A 12,687-nucleotide genomic window follows, 5' to 3' on the forward strand; every position below is an offset into this window, starting at 1 on the left:
TCTTTGCGGGCGGAACAGGCTATGCTGTAAAGCAGGGACAGTTTCCCTGAATACCCTGATGGCATCGAGGAGGCGAGCATATTATGAACCAATCGATGGCAATTGACGATTTGGTATCCGTAGCACAGGCCGAAGCTATGGGGGAGCTGGACGCCCCGATGATGGCGATAGTTCTGTCCAGTGAACAGAGCTACGACCTGCCGATCAACTCTCTGGAAACCGATGCCGACAAGGCCCGCTGGGGTCTGATTTTGCGTGCGGCCCGCGAACATGTGGAAGCGGACGCCGTGGCGGTGCTCTATCCGGCGTGGACCACCATCCGCCGTAAATCAACAGGCGCCGATGAGCCCCAGGCGCAGGCAGATGACGAAGACAGTGAACACGACGACAGTGGCCCCATCGACACCCTGTTTGTGCAGCTGCACACTCGGGACCGTATCTATTGGCGGGGTTTCGAGCAGATTCGCGATCCCAAACATCAGCGGATCATCGGTTTTCGCCGGATCAAGGCACTGTCGACCGATTACGACCGAGACAGCGCACCGTCGGTGGCGGCCTGGTTAAGCACCCTGTTTGAACCGCTGCCAGATGAAGGGGAAGAGACCGACATCGACAGAGAACTGGCCGACTTACTGGAAGAACCGGAGGTCAGTGCCGCCCTGTATCCGCGTGAGATGCGCTTTTTGCACTGATCTCAGCTGAACAAGAGCGATACAAAAAAAAGCCCGGTGGTGATGCCCCGGGCTTTTTTGTGCGCCTTATTAGATGTCGGCTGCCCGCTCCGCCACCCAATACAAGCTCAGGGCGCCCACCATCAGCAGTATGGCGGGTACGGCGGCGCGTTCGTAGACCCGGTAACGGCCGCATCGATACAGCAACGGGAACAGCACCACCAGTAAAGCCAGTTGCCCCAGCTCCACTCCCAGGTTGAAGCCCGCCAGAGCGATGGCCAGTTGCGACACGCCGGAGGTCAGGTCGCCCAGTACGCTGGCGAAACCGAAGCCGTGAATCAGCCCGAACCCGAAGGCCAGCTTCCAGGTCTTGCGGCCCAGGACAGGCCAGTATACGTTTAGCGCGGCAACGGCAATGGACAGGGCAATGACGGTTTCCACCCAGGCGATGGGCAGCGTCACGACATTTAGTGCTGCCAATGCCAGGGTAATGGAATGCGCTATGGTAAACGCCGAGACGATGCCGACCAGTTCCAGCAAACGTTTGTGCAAATCACTGCCCGGACCGGCCTGGTTCGGGGACTGGCGGGGTGTCAGTGGCAGCGTCGCCGGCAATATAAGCACCAGCAAGAACAGGATGTGATCAAGCCCGATCAGCAGGTGAATGACGCCTTCGTAGAGAAAGGTGCCAAACAGTTGCAGAGTGTTGCTGAAGGCGCTGTCGCTGTCGCCCAGCGCCAAGGTCCGATCGCCCGGTGCCAGCACATCCAGGCGTTCGCCGTGGCTGTCGGTAATGCTCACCAGGCTGCGATGCAGCGGGTCCTGCTGGAACAGCAGATTGTACTCCAGAGAAGCCGGAGGCTGGTCGTCCGGGCAGGCGACCTGGTAACGCCCGGCTGCATAGAGACCGTCGCTGTGGCGGGATACCCCCCATTGCTGGCCGATCAGTTGGCAGCGGCCGCGGGCGTTGCTGAGGGTAAGGCCCTGACCCACCAGCTCAGTGATGGCGCTCCGGCCATGGCGCACCTCGGCCCCGCTGAGCTGATGATCGCCATTGCTATCCAAAGGCAGCACCAGCGCCAGGTCCCTTAAAGCCAGATCGATGCGTACCTGTGACTGGCTCTGGTCGACATAGATAAAGCTGTCACTGGCTTTATGGGCCCAGGCCGCCAGGGGCAGCACCAAGAGCATAAGCAGGCCGAGGCAGGCGCCTATAGGGCGACGGGTTAGCAGCATCATGAGCGAACCTCCGGATAACGGGCATCGTTCTGGTTATGGCTGTCCAGCCAGGCTCGGACCTCGGTCACCACCGACTCGTCACCCGCCGCTTTTGCGGCACGCAGGAGTAGTCGTGTGTCCAACGGCTCCCGCTGGTCTCGCCAGTTGGTCCTGGCGTTGTCGAGCGCAGTATCGGTATCGCCCCTGATATCCAGGGCATAACGGGCGAAATCTCGCTGGTGCAACAGGTCTCCGCGCCAACGGGCCTCACGGAAACGTTCTTCCAGTCTGGCAGCGAGACGGTCGGCATCGCCATGGCCCAACCGTTTCATGGCGATGGCGCGAATAACCGCGAGGGAATCCACCGCTTCGTACTGATCGGTCAATCCGATTACGGCTTCGGTATCACCCTGCTCCAATAGCCAGTCAGCGAGCTGAGTTCTCGTGTAGAGTTCGTCTGGCGCAAGCGTGAGGACCCGGCGCCAGTGTATTTCAGCCTCGGGCTTGCCGAGCTGCGCCGCGATGTCGGCGAGGGTGCCTTCGGCCCAGATCAAACTGGTGGTGTCACGGGCGGAGCGCTTTGCCTGTGCCCGCAGTGATTGGTAGGCGGTTTGCGGATTGCCGGTACGCGCTTCGACCTGGGCCAGGCAGCTGACGGCGATTAAGCCGGGAAGCACGTTCGCCAACTGCTCGCATTGCTCCTGAGCTGGAATGTACCGGCCCTGCACCAACTCTAGGTTCGCCAGCGTCAGTCGGGCTTGGGTTATCTGAGCCTGATTGGACGACTGCCTGATAACTTGCCTCAGTTGCTGGCGGGCAGGGTCAAAGCGGTGAAGACTTTGGTTTAATGTGGCGCTGAGGATGTGCAGGCGATCAGTCATCCGGTCCTCGGGCCAGCCATCCAATACTGCCTGGGCATAGCCCAGATACCGGGGGTCGCCCTGGGAGCGAGCCTGGGTCAGGTGGGCCTGTATCCGGTTTGCGGCAGCGGTGGCGTTCATTGGTGGGGTGCTGGGTGTCAATGCCTCAGTCGGTAGGGAGATCAGTATTTCTTGGTCGGTAAATTCTGTTTCAATCGCAGCGGGGGCAGCCAGTGCGGTTTCCATCGCCAGCGCGATCATCAGTGCGGCAATAGAAAAAACCCTGCGCTGAAGCGCAGGGCGGAGCCCGCAGGATTTAAAACAGGTTGTTGAACGCCTGTTCGTTGTCCTGGTCATTGAAGCTGAACTCCAGTCGGTTAATGTTGACCGCCTCGCGGTTATCCGCAGTTTGCTTGATTTCGTTTTTCACAAACGTGGTGAAATCAACGGATATACGCGGGTTAAGTTCTTGCACCCCACCGCGGTTGGAGTTGTCGGAACAGCCCACCAACACCAGTGCGGTAACCAGAGTGATACCTATGCGAAATGTCATGGTTCTCCTCCCTATTTAGCTGTTGGGTGAACCGGCGACAGGTGTCGCAAGGTAAGGGAAAACGACCTGCAGTTCCGTCGGATCCAGTTGGACGCCGTCGGTCAGCGGTGCATCCTTGTTAGGGGCATCGTTCGTCAGGGCGCCCATGACAACTCTGAGGGCAATATCGATCGTGTCATCGACCGGACGGCGACCGTTGGGGAAGCCGGCGTTGTCACCCCCCAGTACACCCAGATCGTTCTGGGCGCCCGCCATGGTGGCCGGGATGTTAGGGTTGAGTCTGAGCATCTCGGAACCCGTGACGCCTACTGGACTGTTTAAATCCGGTACGCCCGTCAGGAAAGCGGTCACCAGATCGTTTCTGGGTGTTGCTGGTGCTACCGCAACACCGGGGAACAGAATTTCCAGCAGGGCCGGCAGGGTCGGATTGGTCACATAAGTAGCAAACTGGCCATCGTCTTTTGGTTCGCTGGCGTTGAAGCGATCCTTGTCTTTCAGGCCGATAACCACTTCGTTGACCAGCGGCATACCCAGTCGCGAAACCTGGGTGTAGGCGCCGCCTTCAACGCTCGCGCCTTTACCAGCGGCTGAAGGTGCCGGGTTCAGTACGCGCGCTTGGCGCAGGCTAGCAGTGGTCCAGCCACCAATGACCGGATCGCCGGAGGTGGTCTCGGCACTGCCGGTCAGACAGGTGGTCGGTACTTCGAGCGCGAAGGAGGTGACGTTCTTGTCGGCGAGATCCCCGGCACCCTCGCCATCTCGGGGCCCGAGTGGGTTGGTGTTGACCAGGTCAAAAATTTCACCCAGGTTCACCGCAAAGGCTTCCTTGCGTTGACCCACGAATACCCGGCCTTCGGTGGAGCAACCCGGAATGGCGATACCGAAGATGTGCTGGTTGGCATAAGCTCCATAATCGGTGAATGATTTGGCGCCAATATTGTCCAACGGCTTGGCGAAGGTGTCTGTGCCGGTCGTAACGTTGGTGGCGGTCTGGCGGCTGCCGGTGCGGCGGTCACCGCGGATTACCGTCACCCTGTACTCCTGACGCATCTGGACATTGGCGTTGTCGCTGGCATCGCCTATGTTCTTGAGCGGCACAGAGACCATCTTGCCTCCGATATTCAGTTGGATGTCTTTGAAAATGTCCTGCATCTCAAACTGAAAAGTGATGTCTTCACGGGCGTTGCCGGAGTTGTCGATGTGAATCTCATAGACGGCGTCTTCGTCCAGGTCGAAATAATTCGGACCGCCGTACGCATCCTGAAGCGGCAAGTAATTGGCGACCAAAGTAACGAAATCAGCTCTGCCGCTTTCGTAGCTGCGGAACATGTAGAAGTCGGTGCCATCAACCTTGGGAGCTTCGGTTATGAACGGAGCCTCCCGGTGGCTGGAGGCGTAAGCTGCGCCTGCTGTCAAACAGACGCCGGCAATCGCGAGCGCGAGACTGGAGCTTTTTATCACTGTGTTCATTCCGTTTTCCTTATCTATTGTTGGTGTTGCCTCTGGAGAAACGGTACGACTTTACAAAAAGATGCAGGATTCAAAATAAAAAGTTTACTGTCGGTTTCACCATGTCCGTGCATCCTGATTAATCCTCCGGACGTAGTGTTATCAGATGAATTACAAGCAGAAAACGGAGTTAACAATGACAACCCGTGACCCGGACCAGGAGGAGCTGATGGCGCTGCTCGTGTCTGTTGCCAGAAGTGATCGACAGGCCTTTCAGCTGCTGTACAAAATGATTTCCGCCCGGATGTTCGGGTTGTGCTTCAAGTTGGCGGGCCAGCAGGAGCTGGCCGAAGAAGCGCTGCAGGATGCGTTCGTCCAGATCTGGCATCACGCTGGCGAATATCACAGTGACCGGGGTACGCCCCTGAGCTGGATGTTGACTATTGCCCGTTACCGCACACTCGATCTGATGCGGTCGAGGGCGGTTCGCCGCACCAGTGGCGACGAGCATCTGGAACATCTGGAAGATCAGCGCGGCGGGCCACTGGATGCGTCGCTACGTAGCGCAGGTGCCAGGCAGCTGACCGGCTGTCTTGACGAGCTCAGTGATGTGCAACGGGACAGTATCCTGCTTTCTTATTATCGGGGGTTTACTCACGACGAGCTGGCGCAGGCGTTGAGTTCCCCGGTCGGAACCGTCAAGAGCTGGATTCGTCGCGGGCTCATGGCGTTAAAGAGGTGTCTGGAACGATGAAAAAAACGCCGGAAAGAATTGAAAGTCTGGCTGCCGAATACGTGCTTGGCTCCCTGAAAGGCAAGGCAAGACGCCGCTTTGAGCGCTGGATGATGGAGTCGGGCCGGGTACGTCAGGAAGTCTGGTACTGGGAAGAGAAGCTGGGTCAACTAAGCGAGCGGGTGCCCGGGCGGGAGCCGCCAGAGTCGGTCTGGCGTGGCATTGAGCGACGCCTCTGGCCGCAAGAGCGGGCGCAGGCGAACCCGAGGTCCACGCGGCTATGGCCGGCCTGGAGCATGATTGCAACGGCGGCCGCTTTGGTGCTGGCGGCGATGCTGATCCAGCAGCCCACGCTGGAGCCGGACTTGCGGCTCTCGGGTGCCATTGTCCAGGCCGATGTCAGTGATCCGTTATGGCTGGTCAGCGAGTCCAGTCGCGACAGTCGCCTGCGATTGCGATCTGTAGCGGCCACCTCGGCCCAGGCGGGCAAGGACTATGAACTGTGGATCGTGCCGGATAACGGCAACCCGCTGTCGCTGGGCGTGATACCGGTCGGGGATGTGTATCAGGTAAAGCTTACGGACGAAGCCCGTGAAACCCTGAGCCAGAGCCGCACCCTGGCCATCAGCCTGGAGCCCCGGGGCGGCTCGCCCACCGGGGCGCCGACCGGTCCGATTCTGCACGTCACCAAGCTTTACGAGCTGTAAGCCAGGCGGGCGTCAGTTGGACGCCAGCAGCGAGATGCACAACTGGGCGTTCTGCACAAAGTGGCCGAACGCCGTCAGTTGCTCCTCAGAGGGCACGTAATCTCCTGCTGCATTGTCCGCGTAGAACAGGCCCACCAGCCGCCCTTTGGCGGTCAGTGGTCCGATCAACGCCGGTACCTTGCCGAGCCAGCGGTCGTAAGGCACGCCCTCTGCCGTCGGCCGGGGCTGATAGACACCGCAGCTGGCGTGGGGCAACAGACGTCCCAGCGGGCCGGTGCCGTCCTTGGCGAGGATAAAGTCCTCCCGCCAGGTTTCCGTGCCCCGGCCGCCGACTTTGCGGGGAATCAGGTTGTGGCCGGTTCTGTCTCCCATCAGTAAGGCCACCCGCTGCATGCCGACGGCGCGGTGAATGCCTTCGATCACCAGTTGGCACACTTCGTTCAGGTCCGGCTTTTCGGTGAGGCTGACGGTGATGTCACGCAGGATCTGTAACTGCAGGCTTGGGTCTATATCCGGTGCGCTCTCTGACTGACCTCCCGCCCCGTTCTGGCTGCCTGGCATCAGCGCCGTGACTTGGGGAATGCCGAGGGAAACCGCGACCTTTGCCGCTTCCTGGGCATTCACCTTGAGCTGATCCCGCACCGCGGCGGGCGTTTGGCCTGTGTCCTTGCCAAGATGTTCCAGAACCTTGTCCATCTCGGCGCCGCGCCAGCCTTTTTCTGACAGGGTCGCCATTTCCACGGTGTTGCGAACCAGGCTACTGGCCGTGGAATTGGCTTTGCCGGGTGCAACCACCTCACGAATAAATGGCCCCAGCGACCAGGCATCTACCAGGCCTCGGGTGATTTCGGTAAAGGTGGTGTGCAGCACGGCCTTCTGTGCCTCTACTGGCGGTTCGTCCAGCCTGAGCCGATCTTCCAGCTCGGAGGCCTGATCGGTTTCGCAGGACCAGAACGCCAGTTCACCGATGGTCATCAGCAAGGCGCCAATAAAGACTTCTTCCAGCGCATGCTCGGTGCGTTTTGGCATCAGGCAGCGGGCCTGTACCGCCGCGTGAATGGCCCGGGCCAGGCAGCGCAGCAGGTGCGGACGGTCGTTGCGCTTGAGCAGGGTGTCGACAATCAGCGATGAGATGGCCATGGATTTGACAGAATCAAAGCCGATCAGGGTAATTGCCCGGCTGACGGTGCTGACCTGGGTACGGGTCTGGTTATAGAACACCGTATTGGACAGTCTGAGCACCTGGGAGGTCAGCTGGGCATCGTTCAGAATTACATTGGCCAGCTCGTTCACTGTGCTGTTACTGCTGTCTGTCAGTTCATTGATTTGCCGAAGCGTGTTGGCCAGTACCGGCAACTCTATTTTGCTCAGGTAGGAAACCCATGCCTGGGTCGAGTTCATCCTTGAAGGCGTATTATCGGACGATGTGGTCACGGGTCGGGCGCGCCTCGGATGGCTGGAAAATTATTAATGTTCTTCTTGAATGGCAGTTTAGCTGAGGCAGGGCGACGCTGTCAGGTACCTTTTGGTGTAAGGGCAACTACACACCGATGCAATTCGGGTTTGGACACTGAATAGGCTATAATCGCCGGTTTTACGCAGCACTATCCAGGCATTCTCCAAGCATTTTCCAGACACTCTCAAGGCACTGACCAAGGCATTGACCGTGATTGTATTTGACCAGGTACAGAAGTCTTACCAGGTAGCCGGCCGGGCGATCCCCGCGCTGCACCCCACCAGTATGACCATAGAAACCGGCGAGGTGTTCGGCATCGTCGGTCATTCGGGCGCAGGCAAATCCACCCTGGTCAGGTTGATCAACCTGCTGGAGCCTGCCACCGGTGGTCGCATCCTGATTGATGACGAAGACATCACCCGCTACAGCGCAGCTGAGCTTCGCGCCTTTCGCCGCAAAGTGGGCATGATCTTTCAGCACTTCAACCTGCTGTCCTCGAAAACCGTGGCTGACAACGTCGCGTTTCCGATGAGGCTGGCCGGCATCTATTCCAAAGCCGACATCCGCAGCCGGGTTGAGGAACTGCTGGCGCGGGTCAGCCTGAGCGATCACGCCAACAAGTACCCGTCGCAATTGTCTGGCGGCCAGAAACAGCGAGTTGGCATTGCCCGCGCCCTCGCCTGCCGGCCGACCATTCTGTTGTGTGATGAAGCTACCAGTGCCCTGGACCCGCAAACCACCCAATCGGTGCTGCGGTTGCTGGGAGACATCAACAAAGAATTGGGCCTGACCATCGTTCTGATCACCCACGAGATGGACGTGGTGCGCCGGGTCTGTGACCGGGTGGCGGTAATGGATGCTGGCCGGGTAGTGGAAATGGGCTCAGTGAGTGACGTGTTCCTGCACCCCCAGCACCCCACTACCCGGGATTTCGTGTTTGAAAGCGAAAATGTCGACCGCGATGATCTCCAGCAAGATCTGCAGAAGGCCGAAGGCCGTATCTTGCGCCTGACCTTCAAGGGCGATGCCACCTACAAACCGCTGTTGGGCGGCGTTGCCCGGGAGTCCGGTGTTGATTTCAGCATCTTGTCTGGGCGGATCGATCATATAAAGGACACTCCCTACGGTCAGCTCACCCTGTCTCTGGTGGGCGGTGATCTGGACATTGCCATGCAGGCGCTGCAAGCCGCCGACGTTCACGTGGAGGTTGTGCGCTGATGGAAGTCTTGATGGAAAACCTGATGGGCAATGTCGACTGGCTGGAAATCGGCTGGGCCAGTTGGGATACCCTGGTGATGGTGGGCCTGTCGTTGCTGTTCAGTGTCCTGATCGGCCTGCCCGTGGGCGTGCTGCTGTTCCTGTTCGGCAAGCGCCAGCTGCTGGAGCAGCCGGTGGCTTATGCGGTGCTGTCGTTCGTGGTAAACGTGCTGCGCTCGGTGCCGTTCATCATCCTGCTGATCGTGATGATCCCGTTCACCGTCTTGCTGATCGGTACCTCACTGGGCGTGGCCGGCGCCATCCCGCCACTGGTCGCCGGCGGTGCGCCGTTCTTTGCCCGGCTGGTGGAAACCTCTCTGCGGGAAGTGGACCGTGGCATCATCGAAGCCACCCAGGCCATGGGCGCCAACGTGCGCCAGATCATTCTCGGTGCCTTGCTGCCGGAAGCGCTTCCGGGCATCATCGCTGGTATTACCGTGACCGCCATTACCCTGGTGTCCTATGCGGCCATGTCTGGCGTCATCGGTGGCGGCGGCCTGGGCGACCTGGCCATCCGTTTCGGCTACCAGCGTTTCCAGACCGATGTGATGGTGATTACCGTCGCCTTGCTGGTGATCTTCGTACAGGTACTGCAGATGGTCGGCGACCGTCTGGTGCTTTATTTCAGCAGAAAATAATTGTTGCCATAAAGCCGGGAAGCCAACACAAAGCCCAACAGAGAGCCGTACACCAAATCCAAGCATTATGCTTCACAGGAGAACGAAAGAATGAATCTGAAAAAAACACTGGTGGCCATCGCCGCCGTAGCAACCTTCTCTTCCGCTGCTGTCGCAGAAAAACTGTCGATTGCCGCAACCCCTGTGCCCCATGCTGAATTGCTGGAATTTGTGAAGCCGGCACTGGCTGAGCAAGGTGTGGAACTGGATGTGAAAGTCTTCACCGACTACGTTCAGCCAAATATTCAGGTCGACCAGAAGCGCATGGACGCCAACTTCTTTCAGCACCAGCCGTACCTGGATGAGTTCAACAGCGGTCGTGGCACCACCCTGGTGACCGTTGCCGGCATCCACGTTGAACCGTTTGGCGCCTACTCCAGCAAGATCAGCTCCCTGGACGAGCTGAAAAACGGTGCGGTGGTGGCTATTCCGAACGACCCTACCAACGGTGGCCGTGCGTTGCTGCTGCTGCAGAATGCGGGCCTTATTACCCTGAAGGACGAAAGCAAAATCACCGCGACACCCCGTGATATTGCCGATAACCCGAAGAACCTGAGCTTCCGCGAGCTGGAAGCGGCAACCTTGCCACGCATCCTGAACCAGGTCGACATGGCGCTGATCAACACCAACTATGCACTGGAAGCGGGCCTGAACCCGACCGAAGATGCCATGGTGATCGAAGGTGCCGAGTCGCCCTACGTGAACATTCTGGTCGCCCGCCCGGACAACAAAGACAGCGACGCTATGCAGAAACTGGCGAACGCGCTGAAATCCGACGAAGTACGCGAATTCATTAAAGAAAAATACGAGGGTGCGGTAGTTCCGGCGTTCTGATTCCGGTACCCGAGCATGGCCGGATCAGGGTTCCGGCCGGCCTTCGACCAAAAAAAACCGGGCAGCTGCCCGGTTTTTTTTGGTGGTTCAGACTGAAGCCGCTGGGGTAATCAGTCGCCACTCCAGTTGGCTTTGGGATCCGGCGTCATCCGCAGATAGGACTTCACTGCCTTGTAGCCCTTCGGGAAACGCTGTTTGATCTCGTCCTCGTCCTGCAGGGACGGCACGATAACTACATCGTCGCCACGTTCCCAGTTGCCCGGGGTCGCCACCTTGTGTTCATCGGTCAGTTGCAGGGAGTCGATCACCCGCAACACTTCGTTGAAGTTCCGGCCGGTGGAGGCCGGGTAGGTGATGATCAGGCGCACCTTCTTGTTCGGATCAATGATGAACAGCGAACGCACGGTCAGGGTGCTGTCGGCGTTCGGATGGATCATGTCGTAAAGCTTGGCAACTTTGCTGTCGTGATCTGCAATGATCGGGAAGTTGACGGTGCAACCCTGGGTCTCGTTGATGTCCCTGATCCAGTCTTTGTGGGACTCAACCGGATCAACACTCAGGGCGATGGCCTTGACGCCGCGCTTGGCAAACTCGTCTTTCAGCCTGGCCGTCAGGCCCAGCTCGGTGGTACAAACCGGCGTAAAGTCCGCCGGGTGCGAGAACAGCACACCCCAGCCGTTGCCCAGCCAGTCATAAAAACGGATGGTGCCCTCGCTGGAGTCCTGTTCGAAATCCGGTGCGGTGTCTCCTAGACGTAAACTCATAATCCCTCTCCTTTAACGTAGTTGTTGCCAAGTTACTTGATACCGACTGCCTTCTGATTCTCAAAATACTCCTTGGTGAGCCGGAATACCACCGGGCTGAGCAACAGTAGTGCAATCAGGTTTGGCAGCGCCATCATTGCATTCAGGGTATCGGCCAGCAGCCAGATAAAGCCCAGGTTTACCGTGGCGCCAATGGGAATGGCGATGATCCATAACACCCGGTAGGGAGCAATCGCTTTCACGCCGAACAGGAACTCGATACAGCGCTCCCCGTAAAACGACCAGCCAATGATGGTGGTAAACGCGAAGATGGCGAGGGCGATGGCGACCACATAGTTGCCAATACCGGGCAGGCCGGTTTCGAAGGCCAGCGAGGTCAGCGCGGCACCGGTCTCGCCCGAAGTCCAGGCTCCGGAGGTTATGATGACCAGGCCGGTGATGCTGCACACAATAATGGTATCAATGAACGTGCCCAGCATGGCCACCATGCCCTGTTTGACCGGGTTTTTCGTCTGGGCGGCAGCATGGGCGATCGGCGCAGAGCCCAGGCCCGCCTCGTTAGAGAAGATACCACGAGCCACACCAAAGCGGATGGCTGCCCAGACTGCGGCACCGGCAAAGCCACCTTCTGCAGCGGCGGGGCTGAAGGCGTAGCTGAACACCATGCTGACCGCCGATGGGATTTCATTGGCGTTGATGGCCAGCACGATCAGGCCCACCAAGACATAAGACACCGCCATAAACGGCACCAGAGCACTGGCTACCTGACCGATTCGTTTGATTCCACCGATCAGCACCAGGCCCACCAGCACCATCAGAATCACCCCGGTCAGCCAGTGTGGCATGGCGAAGCTCGACGCCAGCACATCGGCCACGGAGTTGGCCTGCACCGTGTTACCGATGCCAAAGGCGGCAATGGAAGCGAATACGGCGAACAAACCGCCCAGCCAGGCCCATTTTTTACCCAGACCATTGCGGATGTAATACATGGGGCCACCAACATGGGCACCTCGCTCGTCCACCTCCCGGAACTTCACCGCCAGAACCGCTTCTGCGTACTTGGTGGCCATGCCGACTAGGGCGGTCAACCACATCCAGAACAGGGCGCCCGGGCCGCCCAGGAACACCGCCGTTGCCACACCGGCAATGTTACCGGTACCCACCGTGGCTGACAGCGCGGTCATCAAAGCCTGGAACGGTGGAATATCGCCGTCATCGTCGTCACCACGGGCGCGACCACTCCACATCAGGCGGAATCCGGCACCCAGTTTCATGATCGGCATCAATTTCAGGCCAATGCTCAAGAAAAGCCCGACGCCGAGAATCATCACCAGCATGGGTGGGCCCCACACCAGTCCGTTGATTTGACTAATAAAATTTGAAATGGCTTCCATGGGGTCTCCCACTGTGTACCACGGATGAGTCGATTTTTGTGAGCCCGATAGGGCATAACTCGTTGAGTTTAGTCGACTATTGCTCCGTGTAAACCGTTTCGTCGGTTCCGGTTT

At 58.8% G+C, this 12,687-nt stretch carries 13 protein-coding genes; 6 read left to right on the forward strand and 7 right to left on the reverse strand.

Going from position 1 to position 12,687, the window contains the following annotated elements:
* The first annotated feature begins 83 nt into the window (after positions 1–83).
* Positions 84–692, forward strand: a complete 609-nt coding sequence (locus tag C7H08_RS01110) for a hypothetical protein (RefSeq protein WP_106669919.1) — start codon at positions 84–86, stop codon at positions 690–692.
* Between the two features lie 69 nt (positions 693–761).
* Here C7H08_RS01110 and C7H08_RS01115 read toward each other — a convergent pair whose 3' ends face one another.
* From C7H08_RS01115 to C7H08_RS01130, 4 genes are read right to left on the reverse strand one after another with little or no spacing between them, the layout of a single operon-like run.
* Entirely contained in the window at positions 762–1,910 is a 1,149-nt protein-coding gene (locus C7H08_RS01115; protein ID WP_227663206.1) for a HupE/UreJ family protein, read from the reverse strand.
* Positions 1,907–3,010: a tetratricopeptide repeat protein gene (locus tag C7H08_RS01120; protein WP_106669920.1), complete on the reverse strand. Its 1,104-nt coding sequence runs from the start codon at positions 3,008–3,010 to the stop codon at positions 1,907–1,909. The genes C7H08_RS01115 and C7H08_RS01120 overlap by 4 nt, the downstream gene beginning before the upstream one ends.
* A gap of 55 nt (positions 3,011–3,065) precedes the next feature.
* Positions 3,066–3,302, reverse strand: a complete 237-nt coding sequence (locus C7H08_RS01125) for a hypothetical protein (protein WP_106669921.1) — start codon at positions 3,300–3,302, stop codon at positions 3,066–3,068.
* A gap of 15 nt (positions 3,303–3,317) precedes the next feature.
* The gene (locus C7H08_RS01130; protein ID WP_106669922.1) at positions 3,318–4,772 is read right to left on the reverse strand and encodes a DUF4331 domain-containing protein; all 1,455 of its coding nucleotides are present in this window, start codon (positions 4,770–4,772) and stop codon (positions 3,318–3,320) included.
* 175 nt (positions 4,773–4,947) lie between these two features.
* Here C7H08_RS01130 and C7H08_RS01135 point away from each other — a divergent pair, with 175 nt between their 5' ends.
* Both C7H08_RS01135 and C7H08_RS01140 read left to right on the forward strand, forming a co-directional pair.
* Positions 4,948–5,505, forward strand: coding sequence for a sigma-70 family RNA polymerase sigma factor (locus tag C7H08_RS01135; protein WP_106669923.1), 558 nt, complete (start codon positions 4,948–4,950; stop codon positions 5,503–5,505).
* Entirely contained in the window at positions 5,502–6,191 is a 690-nt protein-coding gene (locus tag C7H08_RS01140; protein ID WP_106669924.1) for an anti-sigma factor, read from the forward strand. The genes C7H08_RS01135 and C7H08_RS01140 overlap by 4 nt, the downstream gene beginning before the upstream one ends.
* Positions 6,192–6,203: 12 nt before the next feature.
* Here C7H08_RS01140 and C7H08_RS01145 read toward each other — a convergent pair whose 3' ends face one another.
* Positions 6,204–7,625 carry an HDOD domain-containing protein gene (locus C7H08_RS01145; RefSeq protein ID WP_227663207.1) on the reverse strand — a complete coding sequence of 474 codons (1,422 nt, stop codon included), beginning with the start codon at positions 7,623–7,625 and terminating at the stop codon, positions 6,204–6,206.
* A gap of 232 nt (positions 7,626–7,857) precedes the next feature.
* On the opposite strand from C7H08_RS01145, the gene C7H08_RS01150 reads away from it, so the two are divergent.
* From C7H08_RS01150 to C7H08_RS01160, 3 genes are all read left to right on the forward strand, one after another.
* Positions 7,858–8,865 carry a methionine ABC transporter ATP-binding protein gene (locus C7H08_RS01150; protein ID WP_106669926.1) on the forward strand — a complete coding sequence of 336 codons (1,008 nt, stop codon included), beginning with the start codon at positions 7,858–7,860 and terminating at the stop codon, positions 8,863–8,865.
* Entirely contained in the window at positions 8,865–9,542 is a 678-nt protein-coding gene (locus C7H08_RS01155) for a methionine ABC transporter permease (RefSeq protein ID WP_106669927.1), read from the forward strand. The genes C7H08_RS01150 and C7H08_RS01155 overlap by 1 nt, the downstream gene beginning before the upstream one ends.
* A 90-nt stretch (positions 9,543–9,632) precedes the next feature.
* On the forward strand, positions 9,633–10,415 hold the full coding sequence (locus C7H08_RS01160) for a MetQ/NlpA family ABC transporter substrate-binding protein (RefSeq protein WP_106669928.1): 783 nt from the start codon (positions 9,633–9,635) through the stop codon (positions 10,413–10,415).
* 110 nt (positions 10,416–10,525) lie between these two features.
* Here C7H08_RS01160 and C7H08_RS01165 read toward each other — a convergent pair whose 3' ends face one another.
* Positions 10,526–11,179 (reverse strand): peroxiredoxin, encoded by a 654-nt coding sequence (locus tag C7H08_RS01165; RefSeq protein ID WP_106669929.1) that lies wholly within the window; start codon positions 11,177–11,179, stop codon positions 10,526–10,528.
* Positions 11,180–11,211: 32 nt separating this feature from the next.
* Entirely contained in the window at positions 11,212–12,573 is a 1,362-nt protein-coding gene (locus C7H08_RS01170; RefSeq protein WP_106669930.1) for an alanine/glycine:cation symporter family protein, read from the reverse strand.
* Positions 12,574–12,687: the final 114 nt, after the last annotated feature.

The sequence above is a fragment of the Marinobacter halophilus genome, from assembly GCF_003007685.1.
In the GTDB taxonomy this organism is placed as follows: Bacteria; Pseudomonadota; Gammaproteobacteria; order Pseudomonadales; family Oleiphilaceae; genus Marinobacter; species Marinobacter halophilus.